Genomic DNA, 18,554 nt, shown 5'->3' with positions numbered 1-18,554 from the left:
GTTACGTTCCCCCATTATTTTTGCTCACTTTTGATACGTTCAATAATTCTTAATTTTGCACTATGAGAACGATGATTCCCCTCAAGTTCATTTTCTTTAGGCAAAATTGGTTTTGGTGTAATATTTTTAAAATCTGGTTCCATTTCTTTTGGAACTATTGGTAAATTAGGTGGTAATTCCGGTAAACTGGTAACTTCTTTAAACATCGTTTTAACTAATCGATCTTCTAAGGATTGAAAAGTAATTACACTAATTCTTCCGTTTACTCCCACTAACTTAACCGCTTGTTCTAAGGATTCTTCTAAAACTGATAATTCATCATTAACCGCTATTCGAATCGCTTGAAATACCTTTTTAGCAGGATGACCCCCATGTCTTCTTGCTCCCATAGGTATTGCATCTTTAATAATTTCGGCCAATTCCCCCGTAGTGTTAATTGGCTTTTGATCACGAATTTGTTCAATCGAGCGCGCAATTCTCTTAGAGAATTTTTCTTCACCATATCGATAAAAAATTCTTACCAACTGCTCATACTTCCAGTGGTTAACGATTTCCCATGCATCTAAAGGATTTGACTGATCCATACGCATATCTAAACGAGCATCAAATCGATAACTAAATCCGCGTTGTCCATCATCAAATTGTGGTGATGAAACCCCTAAATCATATACAATTCCATCAATTGTTTGAATATGTAATTTATTAAGTTCTTCTGTTAAATTTTTAAAATTACTATGAATTAATGTTAATTTGTTACTGTCGATTGCATCCTTTAGCTGCTCTTGATTGTAATCAATCGCAACTTGATCTTGATCGAATGAATATAAATGGCCAGTGGTTAATTGTTCTAATATTTTTTTAGTATGGCCACCACCCCCAAGGGTCGCATCAACATATATGCCATCTGGCTTAATATTGAGTCCATCAACAGCTTCATTAAGCAAAACGGTAACATGGTTAAATTCCGACATTGTCTTCCTCCATAAAAACTAATTAAAAATCGATCATATTTTCTGCAATTTCATTAAAATTTTCTTCAGCATCTAAAGAAAATTCCTTCCATAATTGTTCGCTCCAAATTTCAAAGCGATTAGAAACTCCAACGATGACACATTTTTTATCCAATTTGGCATATTTAATTAATGAATTAGGAAGGTTAATTCGTCCTTGCTTATCGATCTCACATTCAGTTGCTGCTGAAAAAAAGAACCGAGTAAAATAACGCGAGGACTTCTTACCAATGGGTAGATTGTTAATTTTGTTTTGAACTTGTTGCCACTCATTAATAGGATATCCAAATAAGCAGCCATCAAGTCCTCTGGTTATAATAAAATTTTTACCTAAAATAGTTCTAAACTTAGCAGGAATGATAATACGACCCTTACTATCAAGTGAATGTTCAAATTCGCCCATAAACATCGTTATCATCCCCCAGTTTAAATAATATTATATTCACATTCTACCACAATCAACCACTACCAACCACACAACATCAAATTTATCTAAAAATAAAAGAAGACCATTTAAATGGTCTTCTTAAATAAAGCTCAAAATAAAAATAATTATCCAAACAATTAATAGATAAACAATTGTATAATGCCAAAAGTTAATAAATGTACGTTTAAATGTTAAATTAGGTACGGTAAAGATTTTCCATATCAATATCACTAATAATAAAGTCACCCAAAATAAAATAAAATAAACTAATTCTAAAAACAGATCTTGAGTTATTAGATAATGCAGCGCTAACACCCCTAAGCAAACGCCAATAACATCAGCGATGCTTATTTTTTTTATCCAGTTAAATTGAACTCGTTTTTTAATATAAGCAACTAAAAAACCAATCAATACAAGTAAAATTGTCTGAATAATTATTATAAGAGTTTTTGACAAGTTATCAATTCACCTCACATATTAAGTTGCAAACACAATAAATCAACGTTAAACTATTTTACATAGCAAATTGAGAAAGTGGTGCACAAATTGGCTAAGAAGAAAAAAACACGTTTTCAAAAGATCACAATGATTTTTGTTTGGTTAATGATTTTTGCAACAGTTGCGTCATTAGTTTTATCAGCAGTTGTTTCATTAATGAATTAACTACTAAGTCTAGGCAAATACTTGTCTAGGCTTTTTTTATTCACTTTTTTGCTTATAAACCTTTCTCGGACGACTACCATCTTGGGGGCTAATATATCCACGTTGCTCTAAGTCATCAATTAATCGAGCTGCTCGATTATATCCAATTCTAAATCGACGTTGTAATAATGAAGTACTTGCCTTTTGTTGATCAACCACAAAGTTTAATACTTCATCAAATAGTTCATCTTCGGAATCACTATCATTATTACTTTCTTCTTGAATCTCTTCATCAGAAACTAACATATTTTCATCATACTCAACGGCTTGTTCATTTTTAATAAAGTCCACGACTTTTTGGACATCTTGATCAGGTATAAAAGCTCCTTGAACTCGGGTAGGAGTATTCTTATCAATTGGTAAGAATAACATATCACCTTTACCGAGCAATTTCTCAGCTCCATTAGAATCTAAAATAGTTCGTGAGTCAATTCCACTAGAAACTGCAAAGGCTATTCTAGACGGAACATTTGCTTTAATTAAACCGGTAATAACATCTACAGATGGACGCTGAGTTGCTAAAATCATGTGGATTCCTGCAGCTCGGCCCATTTGTGCTAATCGAATAATCGCTGCCTCCACATCATTAGAGACTGTCATCATTAAATCAGCTAATTCGTCAACTACAACTACAATGTAAGGCATTAATTGAAGCTTATCAGCATTTTCCTGATTATGTTTAACAACGAATTCATTATAGGTTGTAATTTTACGTTGTCCGTATTTAGCGAATAATTCATAACGATTTTCCATTTCACTAACTACCTTTTGTAAGGCTCGAGCAGCTTTTTTAGGCTCAGAAACCACCGGACTTAGTAAGTGCGGGATGCCATTATAAACCCCTAACTCTACTTTTTTAGGATCAATTAACATCATTTTAACTTCACTAGGTTTAGCGTTCATCAAGATGCTAGTAATAATTCCATTAATTGCTACTGATTTACCACTACCAGTGGAACCGGCAATTAATAAATGAGGCATTTCCGATAAATCAGCCGTAATAATATTGCCGTTTACATCTTTTCCTAGAGGAACTTGCAATAATTTACCGTGCTGTTCAGGTTGATTTTCAATCACATCCCTAAAAGAAACCGTTGCAATTTCTTGATTAGGAACTTCAATACCGATTAAAGACTTTCCAGGAATTGGAGCTTCAATTCGAATTCCTTTAGCCGCTAAAGCTAATGCGATATCATCAGATAAATTAACAATTTTGCTTACCTTAACGCCAATAGCGGGATGTAATTCATATTTAGTAACCGATGGTCCTAAACTGACATGCTTTATTTCAGCTTTAACCCCAAAACTATCCAAAGTTTGCTGCAAAATTTTGGCATTTTTATCGATTAATTTTAATTCATTAGTTTGATCCTTATTTTCTATTTGCGTTAATAAATTGATCGGAGGTAATTGATAATCCGAATCATCAACATTAGTAAAATTGATTGGTAGTTCTTCTTGCTTTATTTCCGTCGTTGGATTTTCTTTAGCATCTTTTAAAGCCGGAGTTTTAGACTTAGGAGTGGAAACACTAATATCTAATTCTTTTTCTTTAAATGCTGGAATCGTCTCCTTAGCTACATCTAAGTTATCGGATGGTAAAACTCGAGATGGTTCGGGAACTGATTCAGTCGCTTTACTAACTTGAAATTTTTCACTAGTATCTTTAGCCAAACTATTAAATGAATCATTCAAATAATTAAAGACAGTTCGCCAATTAATATTAAAAATTAAAGTTACTCCTGATAATATCAGTAACCCAATTACTAATATGACCCCGGGTTTTCCCAAGAGTGCATGAATCACTGTAAAGGTTATAGCACCGATCATACCCCCACCAACATCAGAATTGAAATTAAGTGAAGTAAAATCACCAATAATTCTTTGCCACGTAGAATTAATTAAGTTATCAGGAGTATTCATTACTTTATATTGAATCAAACTTAACCACTCTAAAGTTCCAAGTAAAATGGAGGCCAATCCAATAGTAATTCTAGCTGGTAAGTTAGGTAAACTAGTTGTAACTAATAGCCATACACCAACTATTACTAGTAAAACGAGGCCAATCCAATATAAATTACCAACAACCAGTCGTACGGTATTAATCGTTAAATTTCCGAGTATGCCGGCTTTCAAAATTCCACATATTCCTAATAGAAAAACGACTAGTCCAATTATATTTACTTTATATGTACTCCAAAACGACACAGGCTTTTTCTTACGGGTCCTTTTAGAGGTTTTTTTTGGCATAAACAACCCCCCGTTCTAATTGCCAATTAATCAATTATTTTAACTTATCATGTTCATAATGATGAGTTTTTTCAAGTTGATTAAAGTTTTGCTGTCTTAAAACTTCATAAATTACAATGGCACAACTATTTGATAAGTTTAAAGCTCGAATATGTTCATCATCTTGAGGAATGCGAATTGCTTTTTCTGGATTTTTACGCATAAAAGGTTCAGGTAATCCGGTAGTTTCTTTACCAAATAAGAAGTAATATTCTTGATCTGTATCTGTATAATCAGGATCACTATATGTTTGATTAGCGAATTTAGAAACTAAGAATAAGTTTTTAGGGTCTTTAACAGTTTCTAAAAAGGCTGGTAAATTTTTATGATAATTTATTTTAACTTTATCCCAATAATCTAATCCAGCGCGTTTTAAGTGCTTGTCGTCCACGCTAAATCCTAAAGGTTCGATTAAGTCTAATACTGTGTCAGTTCCGGCACAGGTTCTTGTAATGTTACCCGTATTAGCAGGCATAAGGGGTTCAAATAAAACGATATGGTTAGTCATAATATCCTCCAAATAGTTCTTAATATTTTTTAATTAATACTGTTACTGAAACAGTGATTTTTGTTAATTGATTGAGGGCTTCGGGTTGAAGTTCTTTTTGCCCTTTTCCCCAATGTAAGGGAGTCATGATCATTAAATCATGCTGTAATCCCATGGGGATTTTAAATTGGTAACTTAGTTCCGTTTGCTCAAAATCTGGATAATGTTGAGCAAATAGATCTACAACCTTTTGATTAGAATAATGTCGATTACTATTATCAACGTCGTACAGTAATTCGCGTAATTCCTTTAAATAATCTGAATTGGGAACTATTTTAATTAGTTTTCCCCCTGGTTTAATTACCCGATTGAATTCTTCGTAGGCAGATGGTGAAAATAAGTCAACGATGGTGGAAAAACTATGATCAGTAAAGGGTAATCGAGCTAGATCAGCTACACAAAAAAATGCTTTGGCATTCTGATTAGTTGCTAAATTAATACCATCTTTTGAAATATCAAATCCAATTCCAATATCTTGATTATTTCGTAAGTTTAAAAGCTTAGCTAACGGAGTCCCTTCCCCACAACCAACATCTAAAATAGTTTCTTCTTTATCATCTAACTTATCATTAATAAATTCAATGATTGGATCAAATAAACCTGCTTGTAGTATATTTCGACGAGAATTTAACATAGCAGTATCATATTCCGCTTTAAACTGTTTCTGTAAAAAATATACCGTTCCCTTTTTAGATATGTCAAAGTTATGTTGATTAACACAGACCATACTATGGTTAACTAATTCTACAAAACCATTTCCACAGATTGGACATTTAAATAGGTCTAAATTATCCGTTATAAAGTTTTGAGCTAATTCAATTTTTTTCAATTTTTATCCTCCACAAACGCAATACATTATACCACATGACTTTTTGTATTTATTACTACCAAATTAAAGTTTATAATTAATGTAAAATGATTGAGGAGCTAATATCATGGCCAAAAAATTTTTTCTAGTAACTGATGCATCCTTTTCCAAGAAATTTGCAATCTATGATGAGCAAAAGCAAATGATTACCGGTGTCAAAACTAATGGATTCACGGACTTCTTCAATATATTCTTAGGATGGTTTATCAACTTACCAGAAAGTTTTAAATTTAAACTGGATAATAACCATGTAAACATTAGGAGTGAAGCCAGTTTACTAAGTGCCAAATATGAAATTTTTATCAATGATCAATCTACAGTCAAAATTAAAAAGAATCGTCAAAATCATCAACCTCAACAAAGATTTAGTGTTTTGATTAATAATCATGAATTGCATTTTACGGAACAAAACCAGGGAAATTATTTTTCAATTATGCAAGATAACCAAAAAATAATCGTTGCTAAGCGAGGATTACAACAACTGGATCAATATTCCGTTGTTATAAGTGATCAAGTAGATCCCGCAACCGGAATTGCAATTGTAATTGCCATAATCAATAGTTATAAAAAATAAAAGCAGGTAGCTAATAGCTACCTGCTTTTATTTATATAAACCACTCTTTTGTTGATACCAATAAAATACTTCTTGCACGATTACCTTAATGGCTGCATATACGGGAACCGCTAAAATAACTCCGGCTAATCCCCAAAGCTTACCGCCTACCACAATAATTACTAAGATCGTAATCGGATAAATTTTCATTGAATTGCCAATAACAGTAGGCGTTAGAATCCGTCCTTCAATAAACTGTTCCACAAAATAGACTATGAGGACTTTAATTACCATCCCTATGGAAGTAAAGTAACTAATAATTAAAACCGGAATCAATGCAATAACGGAACCTACATATGGTACAAAGGTTAGCAATCCCGCTACTGCTCCAACCAGCAAGGCATAATTTAAACCAATTAAGGAATATCCAATCAGATATACCACAAATGCTCCTAAGGCGACTAACACCTTACCACGAATATAATTACTCATTTGGGTATTGACCTGATGCATAATTTTCTTAAATTCGGGCCGAGTTTTAGTTGGTAAAAAATGAGCCACGTAATCCGAAAAATGACCACTATCTTTTAATAAATAAAATAAAATTAGCGGTGACGTAATTAACGAAATTACAATATAAGCTAATTTACTTAATATATTATTAAACGAATTAGTGGTTGCTAATAAAATTTGATTAACATAATCAGTACCACTATGGTTTTTTATTTTAAAAATACTAAGTCGTTTACTAATTGAATTAATCTCTGATTTAGTAGATAAACTTTTAATTACTCTATCAATTTTATCTAAGTAACTCGGCCAATTGGTTAAAAGCTCGTTCCATTCGTAACTAATCATTGGAATAATTGAAAAAATCGCCCAACAAAGCAAAATTGCCAATATTATAAAAATGATGGTAATTACTAGTAGTCGCTGGCATTTAAACTTTTTAGTTAGTATGTTAACTAATGGATTTAACATATAGAAGAAAATTCCTGAAATAATCATTGGTAACAATAGTAAGCCAATAATTTGCCAAACTGGATTAAATACAAAAGCAATCTTAGTGTAGACAAAAATTATTAATAAAACTAGCAAGATTATACACAGAAAACTAATAACTTTACTATTAATTAGTAATTTCCAAAACCAGGAATGACTATTATGTGAGTGGTCCTCCACCATTTTTCCCCCTTACCTATTAATCATTTTGGACAAATAACTTCATATCATTCGGTAATTTTGCAATACATTCAATCCATTTTTCATTAAATGGATCATAAAATTTAATTTGAAAACAATGTAATGCCTGTCTAGTCATTTGATGATTATGCTCATTATACAACCAATCTCCAATTAGAGGATGTCCAATTGCTTGCATATGTACTCTGATTTGATGGGTACGTCCCGTATGTAATCGGACTTTAATCAAAGTGCTATTATTTAATGTCAAATAATTCCAAAATTCAGTATCTGCCATTTTTCCATCAGTAGCAATTTTTCGTTTAATGAATGAATTTTCTTCACGCCCAATAGGTAAATAAATTTCTCCGTGATTCGTGGCAATTTTTCCACTAGCAATTGCTAAATAAGTTTTTTTGATTTGGTGGTCCTTTAGTTGCTTATCTAAAACCGAATGAGCCAAATGATGCTTGGCAAAAATTACTAACCCACTAGTATCTCGGTCTAACCTGGTCACTACATGGATTTGAAGATTTTCGTAATTTTGTTTTAAATAGTACCCTTTAACTCGATTGGCTAATGAATCCGTAGAATAAATATGCGATGGCACTGTCGCCACTTTAGCAGGTTTATTAACTACTAAAAAATTATCATCCTCGTAGGCTATTTCAATAGCAGTATCAGATGGAATAACATGTTCATTACTAGGTTCTTTAGGCAAAATCATTTTAACTGAGTCACCCTTAGTTAACTGATAATTAACGTGGCGATCAATTCCATTAACTAGTACAATTCCACCGTGATATTTTACTTTTTTGAGCAAGGTTCTAGTTACCCCATGGCTCATTAAAAAAGTACTTGTTCGAATGGGAGAATCATTTTTATTTACCCAATTAAATTCTGTCATTGCCTCGGTTCTCCAATAAATGAATTACTTACTCGTCCCCAAAAATGAGTATGTCGATATTTAGCGAAAGCTAAACGTTGTTTTGAAAGTTTATATTCAATTGATTCAATTTCACGACCAGATATCATTTGCTGATCACAAGTTAACACCGTTTTATGTTTATTAACGGGTAAAATTCGAATAGTTTCATCAGGTGGCACAATAATTGGTGAACCTAAAGTTCTAAATACTCGGTTATTAATTGATGAAATTTCTGAAACCTGCACTGCACTAATTTGAGGGTTAATAATGGCACCGCCCACAGACTTATTATAAGCGGTGGATCCACTAGGAGTGGAAATGCAGAGACCATCCCCACGAAAATTTTCAAAAAACTCACCTTTTAAATAAACTTCTGCCATTAAAGTACCACTAATTTGTTTAAGCGTTGATTCATTTAACGCTAAGGTGTGATCATCAGGTCCATGGTCTGTATATTTAACTCGAATATCTAATAATGGATACGTTTCGCTTTGACCGTCATCATTCTCTAAACTAGCTACTAACGAATCAACTTCATAATCTCGCCAATCCGTATAAAAACCTAGATGGCCGGTATGAATCCCAACTAATCGGATTTTATTACTAATATCAATATAGTGATGAAATGCTGATAATAAAGTACCATCACCACCCACTGAAATTACTACCTCAGGATTTAAAAAATCTAATGTTAACTGGCTTGATTGTTCAATTTTTTGTTTAAGTAATAAAGATACAGGCATTGAAGCTTTGCCGGGATTACTATAAATTGCTACTCTCATATTAGAACTTCCTTGCTATTTTTCTGATTTATTTTCTTTCAACTCATTACGAATTTCAGACATTTCTTCATCAAGTTTAAAAGCGGTCTCTGCAGAATTTTTTAATCGATTGGAAAGATCATCTGAAAATTCACCTTGGTATTTATAGTTAAGCGAATGTTCTACTGTTGCCCAAAAATTCATAGATAAGGTTCTAACTTGAATTTCTGCAAGAATGGTTTTTTCGCCATCAATCATTTGAACAGGATATTCAAATACAATATGGTATGAACGATAGCCACTAGGTTTTTTATTATGAACATAATCTCGTTCTTCCAAAATATTAATATCTTTTCTAGCTCTTAAAATATCAACTACTTCGTATATGTCCTCTACAAATTGACACATAATTCTAAGACCGGCAATATCTTCCATGTCCTCTTCTAAACGATTTTCATTGATATGACGACGTTCCATTTTTTCTTTAATACTATCAATTGGTTTAATTCTGGAAGTTACAAATTCAATTGGACTTCGACCTTCAATTTTTAAAAATTGAGTACGGATACCTCTTAATTTTACTTTTAATTCACTCACTGCTTGTTTATATGGAATCAAAAATACATCCCAATCATCTACCATTTTTTCACTTCCAATCAAATATTACTAATAATATTTTACCATAATATCCGCGTTAAATTGCTTAGGCTAGCCAATTTATAAGTTTGTTAAAAAATCACAAGCATAATTATGGCATATTTTTATATTTATAGTAAACTTATAAATAAGTCTTGCAAAAAGACACAATTATGTGTAAGTGTATATTCCCCGGAGGTTTTTATGAGTTTAGAAATAAATCTATTTATCGATCCCTTAAGTCTAGAAAGCTATAAAGCCGAACAAACTGTTTTAAAAGTTGCGAAAAAGACAACTACCAAACTGCATTTAAATTTTATTGCAATTAATAATATTAAAACTATTAATGCCTATGACGTTAAAGACCAGCACTATAATATTGCTTTAGATACTATTGCTGCTTCTTTTCAAGGTAAAAAATATGAACGAGCATTCCTAATAAAAATGCAAGAAGCCCTCTTAATTTATCACCAAGCCTATTCTGATCAATTAGTTAATCGAATTGTTGGTGAAATTGGTTTAGATAAAGAAATGTTTGATGAAGATCGTCGTTCACAACTTACTATCAAAACATTCAAGAAAAAACAACAAGCCACTCATCAATTTGAAAATTACACGGTTCCTTCCATTATTGCTTATGATACTAACAACGAAAAACACGGTGCCTTAATCAAAGATTTTAATTACCAGAGTCTTTTAAATTTCTTACAAAAGGCAACTAGTGATAATAATGACGGAATCCATTTTTTAAATGATGATAATAACTTTAATATAATCTAAATAAAAATCCGGTAGCTAAAGCTACCGGATTTTTTATTTTATTCAAAGAAACTTTCAAATTCATTTAAGCGTTGCTCAAAAATATCAAACGCCACTTGTAGATAATCAGGTTTAGTCATATCAATACCAGCCAATTTCATAGTATCAATTGGTTTTTTAGAACTCCCTGATTTTAAGAAATTCAAGTAGTTCTCAGTATCTTGATCTGAACCATTAATAATTTTATCAGCTAAAGTAGTGGCTGCCGAAAATCCGGTAGCATATTGATAAACATAAAAATCATAATAGAAATGTGGAATACGGGACCATTCTAAAGCAATTTGATCATCTGAAATCACATCGTTACCATAATATTTTTGATTTAACTCTAAATATTTATCATTTAAGAAATTAGCAGTTAGTGGAGTTCCTTTAGCATCCTGTTCATGGATAAATTCTTCAAACTCAGCAAATTGAGCTTGTCTAAAGACCGTTCCCTTAAATTCATCTAGGTAATAATTTAACACATACTTGCGAATTGATTTATCCGGATCAGGAAGTTTTAATAGGTAATCCGTCAATAGATTTTCATTAGTAGTAGAGGCGATTTCGGCAACAAAGATTGGATAATCGCCAGTTTGGTAAGGTTGATTATTATGCGAATAAAAGCTATGCATACTATGACCGGTTTCATGAATTAAAGTATATAGATTATCTAAATTATCATGCCAATTGAGTAAGATAAACGGATTGGTATCATAGCTACCGGATGAATAACCACCACTGCGTTTATATTGGTTTTCTACTACATCGATCCAACGATCATCAAATTCAGATTGAACATTTTTAATGTAGTCTGAACCTAAAACTCTTAAAGCCTCTAACGAAAGGTCTTTAGACTCACTAAATTTATAACTAGGTGCCGGATCCTTCAATAAAGAGGTATACATATCATACATATGTAGTTCTGGGACACCTAAGATTTTTTTACGTAATTTTACATAACGATGAAGTAAAGGCAAATTTTTGTTAACCGCTTTAATTAAATTATGGTAAACTTCGCTAGGAATTTCTGTATTATTTAGAGCCGCCGTAAGCGCTGAGTCATATGAACGTATCTTAGAATTAAAATTATGATCCTTAACCGTAGAAGTTAATGTTGATGCCAAAGTATGTTGAAATTGGCCATATACCTCGTATAATTTTTCAAACGCTTCACGACGAACTCTGCGGTCACTTGATTCAAGTAACACACTGTATACTCCACTAGATAATTTAACCATTTGGCCGTCTTCATTCTCAATTGACGGGAAGGATAAATCGGTATTATCTAAAATTCCAAAAGTTTTAGATCCTGAATTAAAAATATCGCTAGCTCCGGCTAAAACTTGTTCCACCTTGTCATCTAAAATATGATCTCGATTCTCAAATATTTGGTCAAAAAATCGTTGATAATCTTTAAGTTCAGGAGCTTGGTTATAAAATTCTTGCATTTGCTTAGCAGATATTTTTAGAATTTCTGGTTGTATCCAAGCCGTTTGGCTACCGAAATCCGCTACCAAGGCTTCTACTTTAGATTTCATTGATTGGTACTTATCAATACTAGTATCTTGATCATTTTTTAACTCAGAATAAACATACACTCTTTCTAAGCGGCGATTTAAATCCATATAGTCCTTAACCGCCTGTAATAAATATTCAGCACTAGCAGTTAAATTACTTTTTAACTCCATAAATTTAGGAAAAGCTTGTTGAAGATTCATAAATTCAGTTTCAAATTCATCATCATTTTTAAAAATAGTTGCTAAATCCCAAGTTAGACTTTCTGGGACTTCACCTCTAGTTGGTAAAACTTTTTCTTCCATAACAATTCTCCAGTCAATTAGTTTATTAATAAATATCATATAATTTTATTTTTAGATAATAAAGTTTTTTGTTTAATATTTAAATCGGCATACCATCTAGGAAAATTAATAATTTTATATCCCTCATTAATGCGAATGATATATTTATTTCGGATTAAGTCGTCCCAAAAATCTAATACCAATAATTGTGTTAACCGCGTATAGTTATCAATTTGAATAAATTGGCAATTAAAATTAACCATAAGCTGCCTAAATAATGCATTTAATTGTTCTTTACTCCAGATCAATTGCTTACCATTAAAAATTTTTAAAATTAACCAAATTTTCCATTCCAAATTAGTAGTTTTAAATAGTGGAAAACTTCCCTTGTTATCATGACATACCATAGGGCATCCCACCACTATGTAACCATGTTGATAACATAACTCAACAATTTTTAAATACGTTGCACTGCCACTAATGATTTTTCTTTGTAGATTAATTAAGTATTGATTTATTTCCATAGGGCTATTTAAGTACTCATGGATATGCATACTTTGTTTAAATTGATAAAAAGCGTTAATATTTAAAAATCGTTTTTCTTGGTATATTAATTTAGAATTTTTTTCGATGATATTATATCTTAAATATAATTTACGACTGGTAGTCTCGTAATACATTAAATATATACCTAGTTTTTCACTAAAATGAGCAAACTTAGCTAGCAAGTGTTTATTAATTTTTTGTCGAACATATGGATCTCCTAATAACCACAAAACCGTATAGCCCATTTTTTGATATCCTTTAGTCCGCTTTAAAAGTTTATCAAATTTAATGGGACTACATTGGTATTCAATAATTAGGTTACATTGAGGTAAGCATACATCAGCACGTTGCTCGATATCTTTAAATACCACCTCTAGAGCTATATGGCTATCTAATTTAACATATGATTGATAAATAAATAGCTTGCCTAATAAATGTGCCCGACTTTCATTTTCACTTAGTTTAGTACAATTAGAATCTTTTTGATGAGCAAAATGAGATATTTTAATCGTTCCTTGTCTTAAAGTCACTATTTCTTGACAATTTGGACAGATATATTTTTCATGTTTACTAGCTTGATTGGCTACCACTAAGCACTGGTCTTTAACTTGCTTTGCAATTAAAATCATAATCACCTTTTAAAAGTAATTACGTAAAAAGCTACTTTCAATTTTGAAAGTAGCTTTTATTTAAAGTAGTGTCTAGCTAATTCTAAAGCACTGGTTGACATTAATAAATCACCATATTCTGATAAAACATCTTCCGTAACTTTAGTTTTTTTGCCATATTCACTGGCAATGGCAATTTGATTACTTACTAAGTTATCTTTTTCATCGTTACCATATAATTCAATTTTTAGATAATATTTTCCTTTATACAAGTATAAATCTGATAAGCCGTTTTCTAAGTGAAGAATTTGAGCCAAATCTACAAAAGTATTAAAATCACTAAACTCAAAAACTTCAACTTTTAGACTAGGTGAAAAAGCTTGGCGTTCTTTCTCTCGTTTTTCTTTTTTAGCTCTAGCTTTATACTCCGTAAATGAATCTGGTTTATAATCAATCCATTTTTCTTCAGTTTGTTCGGGATCTTGATATTCGTTGGCCTCAGCATTAATTCTGTTTAAACCTTGAATTATATTATTATCCTTACTAATAAATAATTCTAGACCATTTCTACTAGGTAAAACTTGAAAAGTAACGGCATCATTATTCTCAAATTGATGTTCGATATCTACTTCATCCAACACACTATAAAAGAATGACTCAACTTGTTTATGATCACCAAGTAAATCTAATACGGTAATACCATGTTTGTCTAGGTCTTCAACCCCAATTGTTACTCGAATTGTATTTTCATCAATTCGTTTCATTTCCATTCGTTGCCACCTCTTTTTCATAAAATGGAAGCTAATTTATTGTATTATTGTAACATGTTTATTCATCTAAATGATACGTCTAGTGTTAGGCAACTACAAGTTTTTTACATTTAAATGTCAATTTGTAAACCTTCCTGAGCTAACTGAACCCTAATTTGATCATTAATAACTTGAGCGACTTCTTGTTTAATTTTTGCAAGTCGTTGATCATCCGGTAAATGAGTTAAAATTAATCTTTTAGCATGACTATCTAAAGCTAAATGAGCACTTTCATCGGCAGTCATGTGCCAACGGACATCACTAGTATTGCTATTATCAAAATTAGTGTCCGTCATTAACACATCGGCATCTTTACAAAAATCAACTAATTGATCAAAATAACCCGTGTCAGCCGTAAATACCAATACCTTTTGGGTAGTTGTTTCAACAATTCGCATGGCAAATGTTGGCACTGGATGATGCGTCTTTAAAAAACTAATTTCAAATGGTCCTATTTGTAAAGAATCATCTGCACTAAACCCCATTTTTTGAGTTGATTTGGGCCAATCCAACTTTTTAAAATTGTCCATATCCTCAGTATTTCCATAAATTGGCAACTCTTTTAATTTATAATGCTCTGGATGAAGTTGCCAGTAATATTGTAAAACACCAACATCAGCTATATGATCAGCATGATAGTGCGATAAGATTACTGCATCTAGTGATAAAGGATCTTTGAGTTTTTCTAAATTTATTAACGCCCCACTTCCACAATCAATTAATAAACTAAAATCAGCTGATTCTAATAAATAACTACTAGTTCCAATGTTATGACTTGGAAACCCACCTAAATATCCTAAAATAGTTAATTTCATATCTTCTCCTTAATTAATTACGATACATATCATTGTATAATTTAAATTATTCCACGTATAATTAATAACAGTTAGAGTTTATTCATATGGGGAGGATCTTACAATGACTAATCAAATCTCAACAACGTTTGGCAGTATGCCGATTTTATCAAATATTCAAAATAAGTATCCCGATCGAAAACTAATTATGTATTCTGCTACCAACAAACCTAACACAATTATGCTACTAGATCAAACCAACGAACAGAGTGTTTTTAGCTCTCCCGTAAATTTTGATATTTTAGCCAAAACTGGTAACCAAAACTTAAATTTATTTATTAATTTTACAACAATTTTTTTAGGACCAGAACAACAACAGGTTTTTGACTCTAAAGTCAACCTACTAATGACTGATTTACCATACGGTATGGAAACTATTTATTCTATGCATTACCAAAAAGATATCAATCGTCGTGTAATTCTAACTAGTTGGCAAAATCCTAGTGATTTTGATGTATGGAAAAATGATGTAATTGATAAGTGGAAAAACACTTATAAAAACTCACAAAGTTTTTATTTCGATTCGGTTAGCTATAAACCAATTGTATCAAAAAAAGCTTAGGATTTTTATCCTAGGCTTTTTTATTTATATTTTTAAGGTCATAGCATTAACTGCCACTATGATTGTACTTATTGACATTAAAATAGCTCCAGCCATAGGGCTTAATATAATGCCAATTGGAGCTAAAATCCCGGCTGCTAATGGTAAAGCCACAATATTGTAGCCTGCTCCCCACCATAAATTTTGTACCATTTTATTTCGAGCTTTTTTAGTTAATTTTAACAAGGAAATTACACTCTTAGGATCACTATTAACTAACACTACATCAGCTGATTCAATAGCAATATCGGTACCAGATCCAATGGCAATATCGGTACCAGATCCAATGGCAATTCCAAGGTTAGCACGACTTAAACTAGGAGCGTCATTTACACCATCTCCGATAAAAAGAACTTCTCCTTGTTCTTGGAATTTAACTACCAGCTTTTCTTTATCCTCAGGTAATAATCCCGCTTGATAATCAGTTATCCCAAGTCTATTGGCAATCGATTGGGCAACATTTGCATTATCACCAGTTAGCATAACCGGTTTTATTCCCATTTGCTTTAAATAACTAATTAACTCTGGAGAATTTTCTTTAATCTGGTCACCCTCGCCAATCATTCCGATAACTTGATTATTCTGGATTAGAAAACTAACCGAATTCCCCTGATTTGAAACATCATTAAAAACTGATGGATCATACTCAATACTTTTTTGAATTACATAGTTAATAGAAACCAATTGATATTTTTGATTATTAATCGTTCCACTTAAACCAATACCACTTTTTTGTTGTACATCACTAACATCTGGTATTTCAACAGATTGCTCACTCGCTTTAGCTAAAACTCCTTTAGCCAATGGATGATTAGATTGTTTTTCTAAGCCGGCCGCAATTGATAAAATATCTAAATCAGTAAATTGAGGATTAAAACTATGGTAATAGTTTAAGACAAACTGCCCTTGAGTTAAGGTCCCTGTTTTATCCAATAAAGCATATTTTAGTTTGTTAGATTTTTCTAAGGAATCTTGATTTCTAATCAAAAGACCATTTTTAGCAGCTATTCCGGTTGATCTAGAAATAACCAATGGAATTGCGAGTCCTAAAGCGTGTGGACAAGCAGTAATTAAGACTGTGACTGCAATTGGTAAAGCAAAATTAATTCCTTTGGTGGCAATCCAATATATAAATGCTAGTATGGCAATAATTAAAGCTGCATAAAATAAATATCCAGCAATGCGATTAGCTAAATTCTGGGTAACAGTCTTACTACCTTGAGCATTATCAATTAAATGCATTACTTTGCTAAGATAACTATTTTGCTTATTTTGAGTTACTTTTAATTCAAAAGTACCATTACCATTAATTGAACCACCGATTACTTTATCATTAATACCTTTATTGATTAATTTAGATTCACCAGTCACTAATGATTCATTTATAGAAGTAGCCCCCTTAACAATTAATCCGTCAGCAGGAACTTTTTCACCAGGTTTAACTCGCAATACATCTGAAACTTTTATTTGATTGATAGGAATACTTTTAGTTCCACCCTTACTATCGACTAATTCCGCATTATCTGGTAATAATTTTGCCAATGCGTCCACGGCCGATCCTGAGGCACTAATTGACCTCATTTCTATTAAGTGACCTAACAACATAATATCAATTAAAGTCGCTAATTCACCCCAAAAATTATTAATATGAGAGGTAATTTCTAATACATTATTAGCTAAAAAGGCATAAATACTATAAAAATATGCTACCGTAATACCTAGCGTTATTAACGACATCATACCAGGTTTCTTATTTTTAAATTCAGATTTAGCGCCTTGAAAAAAAGGTTCCCCACAATAAAAATATATAATCGACCCCAATATAAGTACAATGATTTCAGAGAAAATGTTCGGTTTATTATTAAATAATTCAAATCCATGAAGCGGCTCCAATAAAATAATAGGAATAGTTAAAATTAAGGCAATCCAAAATTTTTTATTCATGGATTTCATATGGTTACTACTATGCCCATTATGTTCATCATTATTCATTTTCATTGATGAGTGATCCATATCTTCCCCTCCTTCTTATTTATTGAACATTATAATGCAAAAAAGGTTGTTGCTTTAAATTAAGCAACAACCTTTTTAAATTTACGGTCCGTACGAGACTCGAACTCGTGATCTCCTGCGTGACAGGCAGGCGTCCTAAACCAACTAGACCAACGGACCAAAATTGCGGGAGCAGGATTTGAACCTACGACCTTCGGGTTATGAGCCCGACGAGCTACCAGACTGCTCCATCCCGCGATAATATATTAAGTTAAGTGATGACCCGTACGGGATTCGAACCCATGTTACCGCCGTGAAAGGGCGGTGTCTTAACCACTTGACCAACGGGTCATTATATTTATTTTAAATAAAACGGAGAAGGAGAGATTCGAACTCTCGCGCCGCTTACGCGACCTATACCCTTAGCAGGGGCACCTCTTCAGCCACTTGAGTACTTCTCCAATGGGCCTAAATGGACTCGAACCATCGACCTCACGCTTATCAGGCGTGCGCTCTAACCAGCTGAGCTATAGGCCCATAATAAAAAGCGGGTGACGAGAATCGAACTCGCGACAACAGCTTGGAAGGCTGTGGTTTTACCACTAAACTACACCCGCATAATAAAATATTAAATTGTA

General features: G+C 32.3%; 18 protein-coding genes and 6 tRNA genes. 4 read left to right on the top strand and 20 right to left on the bottom strand.

The window, feature by feature from the left end; translation table 11 throughout:
• Positions 1-14: 14 nt before the first annotated feature.
• Positions 15-971, bottom strand: a complete 957-nt coding sequence (rsmH, locus tag LHL71_RS01780; RefSeq protein WP_227361323.1) for a 16S rRNA (cytosine(1402)-N(4))-methyltransferase RsmH — start codon at positions 969-971, stop codon at positions 15-17.
• Between the two features lie 22 nt (positions 972-993).
• Complete coding sequence (gene mraZ, locus LHL71_RS01775) at positions 994-1,419, bottom strand: division/cell wall cluster transcriptional repressor MraZ (RefSeq protein ID WP_227361322.1); 426 nt, start codon at positions 1,417-1,419, stop codon at positions 994-996.
• Between the two features lie 564 nt (positions 1,420-1,983).
• On the opposite strand from mraZ, the gene LHL71_RS01770 reads away from it, so the two are divergent.
• Complete coding sequence (locus LHL71_RS01770; RefSeq protein WP_227361321.1) at positions 1,984-2,100, top strand: DUF4044 domain-containing protein; 117 nt, start codon at positions 1,984-1,986, stop codon at positions 2,098-2,100.
• A gap of 36 nt (positions 2,101-2,136) precedes the next feature.
• Here the strand turns inward: LHL71_RS01770 and LHL71_RS01765 are convergent, their stop codons facing one another.
• From LHL71_RS01765 to LHL71_RS01755, 3 genes are read right to left on the bottom strand one after another with little or no spacing between them, the layout of a single operon-like run.
• Positions 2,137-4,389 (bottom strand): FtsK/SpoIIIE family DNA translocase, encoded by a 2,253-nt coding sequence (locus LHL71_RS01765; protein ID WP_227361320.1) that lies wholly within the window; start codon positions 4,387-4,389, stop codon positions 2,137-2,139.
• A 34-nt stretch (positions 4,390-4,423) separates the two neighbouring features.
• Entirely contained in the window at positions 4,424-4,936 is a 513-nt protein-coding gene (locus tag LHL71_RS01760) for a tRNA (cytidine(34)-2'-O)-methyltransferase (RefSeq protein WP_227361319.1), read from the bottom strand.
• A 19-nt stretch (positions 4,937-4,955) separates the two neighbouring features.
• Positions 4,956-5,804, bottom strand: a complete 849-nt coding sequence (locus LHL71_RS01755; RefSeq protein ID WP_227361318.1) for a methyltransferase domain-containing protein — start codon at positions 5,802-5,804, stop codon at positions 4,956-4,958.
• Positions 5,805-5,910: 106 nt separating this feature from the next.
• Here LHL71_RS01755 and LHL71_RS01750 point away from each other — a divergent pair, with 106 nt between their 5' ends.
• Entirely contained in the window at positions 5,911-6,417 is a 507-nt protein-coding gene (locus LHL71_RS01750; RefSeq protein ID WP_227361317.1) for an LURP-one-related family protein, read from the top strand.
• Positions 6,418-6,444: 27 nt separating this feature from the next.
• Here the strand turns inward: LHL71_RS01750 and LHL71_RS01745 are convergent, their stop codons facing one another.
• The 4 genes from LHL71_RS01745 to yjbM are packed head-to-tail and all read right to left on the bottom strand — an operon-like array spanning position 6,445 to position 9,909.
• A complete protein-coding gene (locus LHL71_RS01745) occupies positions 6,445-7,581 on the bottom strand; it encodes an AI-2E family transporter (RefSeq protein ID WP_227361316.1) in 1,137 nt (378 codons plus the stop codon).
• A gap of 16 nt (positions 7,582-7,597) precedes the next feature.
• Positions 7,598-8,485: an RluA family pseudouridine synthase gene (locus tag LHL71_RS01740; RefSeq protein WP_227361315.1), complete on the bottom strand. Its 888-nt coding sequence runs from the start codon at positions 8,483-8,485 to the stop codon at positions 7,598-7,600.
• Positions 8,482-9,288: an NAD kinase gene (locus tag LHL71_RS01735; RefSeq protein WP_227361314.1), complete on the bottom strand. Its 807-nt coding sequence runs from the start codon at positions 9,286-9,288 to the stop codon at positions 8,482-8,484. The genes LHL71_RS01740 and LHL71_RS01735 overlap by 4 nt, the downstream gene beginning before the upstream one ends.
• 15 nt (positions 9,289-9,303) lie before the next feature.
• Positions 9,304-9,909 carry a GTP diphosphokinase gene (gene yjbM, locus LHL71_RS01730; RefSeq protein WP_227361313.1) on the bottom strand — a complete coding sequence of 202 codons (606 nt, stop codon included), beginning with the start codon at positions 9,907-9,909 and terminating at the stop codon, positions 9,304-9,306.
• A gap of 198 nt (positions 9,910-10,107) precedes the next feature.
• Between yjbM and LHL71_RS01725 the strand changes: the two genes are divergently transcribed.
• Complete coding sequence (locus LHL71_RS01725) at positions 10,108-10,683, top strand: DsbA family protein (RefSeq protein WP_227361312.1); 576 nt, start codon at positions 10,108-10,110, stop codon at positions 10,681-10,683.
• Between the two features lie 38 nt (positions 10,684-10,721).
• On the opposite strand, the gene pepF is transcribed toward LHL71_RS01725, so the two are convergent.
• From pepF to LHL71_RS01705, 4 genes are all read right to left on the bottom strand, one after another.
• The gene (pepF, locus tag LHL71_RS01720) at positions 10,722-12,527 is read right to left on the bottom strand and encodes an oligoendopeptidase F (RefSeq protein WP_227361311.1); all 1,806 of its coding nucleotides are present in this window, start codon (positions 12,525-12,527) and stop codon (positions 10,722-10,724) included.
• 35 nt (positions 12,528-12,562) lie between these two features.
• The gene (locus LHL71_RS01715; RefSeq protein WP_227361310.1) at positions 12,563-13,681 is read right to left on the bottom strand and encodes a competence protein CoiA; all 1,119 of its coding nucleotides are present in this window, start codon (positions 13,679-13,681) and stop codon (positions 12,563-12,565) included.
• A 56-nt stretch (positions 13,682-13,737) separates the two neighbouring features.
• The gene (locus tag LHL71_RS01710; protein WP_227361309.1) at positions 13,738-14,430 is read right to left on the bottom strand and encodes an adaptor protein MecA; all 693 of its coding nucleotides are present in this window, start codon (positions 14,428-14,430) and stop codon (positions 13,738-13,740) included.
• A 110-nt stretch (positions 14,431-14,540) separates the two neighbouring features.
• Positions 14,541-15,284, bottom strand: coding sequence for an MBL fold metallo-hydrolase (locus tag LHL71_RS01705; protein ID WP_227361308.1), 744 nt, complete (start codon positions 15,282-15,284; stop codon positions 14,541-14,543).
• Between the two features lie 103 nt (positions 15,285-15,387).
• On the opposite strand from LHL71_RS01705, the gene LHL71_RS01700 reads away from it, so the two are divergent.
• Positions 15,388-15,885 (top strand): monooxygenase, encoded by a 498-nt coding sequence (locus LHL71_RS01700; protein ID WP_227361307.1) that lies wholly within the window; start codon positions 15,388-15,390, stop codon positions 15,883-15,885.
• A 24-nt stretch (positions 15,886-15,909) separates the two neighbouring features.
• Here LHL71_RS01700 and LHL71_RS01695 read toward each other — a convergent pair whose 3' ends face one another.
• The 7 genes from LHL71_RS01695 to LHL71_RS01665 all read right to left on the bottom strand — a co-directional run bounded on the left by LHL71_RS01695 (position 15,910) and on the right by LHL71_RS01665 (position 18,533).
• The gene (locus LHL71_RS01695) at positions 15,910-17,937 is read right to left on the bottom strand and encodes a copper-translocating P-type ATPase (RefSeq protein ID WP_227361306.1); all 2,028 of its coding nucleotides are present in this window, start codon (positions 17,935-17,937) and stop codon (positions 15,910-15,912) included.
• An 84-nt stretch (positions 17,938-18,021) separates the two neighbouring features.
• Positions 18,022-18,096 (bottom strand) — tRNA-Asp (locus tag LHL71_RS01690).
• 4 nt (positions 18,097-18,100) lie between these two features.
• A tRNA-Met gene (locus LHL71_RS01685) sits at positions 18,101-18,174 on the bottom strand.
• A gap of 21 nt (positions 18,175-18,195) precedes the next feature.
• A tRNA-Glu gene (locus LHL71_RS01680) sits at positions 18,196-18,267 on the bottom strand.
• 22 nt (positions 18,268-18,289) lie between these two features.
• A tRNA-Ser gene (locus tag LHL71_RS01675) sits at positions 18,290-18,377 on the bottom strand.
• 2 nt (positions 18,378-18,379) lie between these two features.
• A tRNA-Ile gene (locus tag LHL71_RS01670) sits at positions 18,380-18,453 on the bottom strand.
• 9 nt (positions 18,454-18,462) lie between these two features.
• Positions 18,463-18,533: transfer RNA gene (locus LHL71_RS01665), tRNA-Gly, on the bottom strand.
• Positions 18,534-18,554 lie beyond the last annotated feature (21 nt).

This window comes from Lentilactobacillus laojiaonis, from assembly GCF_020616595.1.
In the GTDB taxonomy this organism is placed as follows: Bacteria; Bacillota; Bacilli; order Lactobacillales; family Lactobacillaceae; genus Lentilactobacillus; species Lentilactobacillus laojiaonis.
This window is presented reverse-complemented; position numbering and strand designations above follow the sequence as displayed.

Bases quoted from the DNA above. Each gene is read 5' to 3' on its own strand.
- rsmH (WP_227361323.1), bottom strand. From the start codon at position 971: ATGTCGGAATTTAACCATGTTACCGTTTTGCTTAATGAAGCTGTTGAT.
- mraZ (WP_227361322.1), bottom strand. From the start codon at position 1,419: ATGTTTATGGGCGAATTTGAACATTCACTTGATAGTAAGGGTCGTATT.
- LHL71_RS01765 (WP_227361320.1), bottom strand. From the start codon at position 4,389: ATGCCAAAAAAAACCTCTAAAAGGACCCGTAAGAAAAAGCCTGTGTCG.
- LHL71_RS01760 (WP_227361319.1), bottom strand. From the start codon at position 4,936: ATGACTAACCATATCGTTTTATTTGAACCCCTTATGCCTGCTAATACG.
- LHL71_RS01750 (WP_227361317.1), top strand. From the start codon at position 5,911: ATGGCCAAAAAATTTTTTCTAGTAACTGATGCATCCTTTTCCAAGAAA.
- LHL71_RS01745 (WP_227361316.1), bottom strand. From the start codon at position 7,581: ATGGTGGAGGACCACTCACATAATAGTCATTCCTGGTTTTGGAAATTA.
- LHL71_RS01740 (WP_227361315.1), bottom strand. From the start codon at position 8,485: ATGACAGAATTTAATTGGGTAAATAAAAATGATTCTCCCATTCGAACA.
- LHL71_RS01735 (WP_227361314.1), bottom strand. From the start codon at position 9,288: ATGAGAGTAGCAATTTATAGTAATCCCGGCAAAGCTTCAATGCCTGTA.
- yjbM (WP_227361313.1), bottom strand. From the start codon at position 9,909: ATGGTAGATGATTGGGATGTATTTTTGATTCCATATAAACAAGCAGTG.
- LHL71_RS01725 (WP_227361312.1), top strand. From the start codon at position 10,108: ATGAGTTTAGAAATAAATCTATTTATCGATCCCTTAAGTCTAGAAAGC.
- pepF (WP_227361311.1), bottom strand. From the start codon at position 12,527: ATGGAAGAAAAAGTTTTACCAACTAGAGGTGAAGTCCCAGAAAGTCTA.
- LHL71_RS01715 (WP_227361310.1), bottom strand. From the start codon at position 13,681: ATGATTTTAATTGCAAAGCAAGTTAAAGACCAGTGCTTAGTGGTAGCC.
- LHL71_RS01710 (WP_227361309.1), bottom strand. From the start codon at position 14,430: ATGGAAATGAAACGAATTGATGAAAATACAATTCGAGTAACAATTGGG.
- LHL71_RS01705 (WP_227361308.1), bottom strand. From the start codon at position 15,284: ATGAAATTAACTATTTTAGGATATTTAGGTGGGTTTCCAAGTCATAAC.
- LHL71_RS01700 (WP_227361307.1), top strand. From the start codon at position 15,388: ATGACTAATCAAATCTCAACAACGTTTGGCAGTATGCCGATTTTATCA.
- LHL71_RS01695 (WP_227361306.1), bottom strand. From the start codon at position 17,937: ATGGATCACTCATCAATGAAAATGAATAATGATGAACATAATGGGCAT.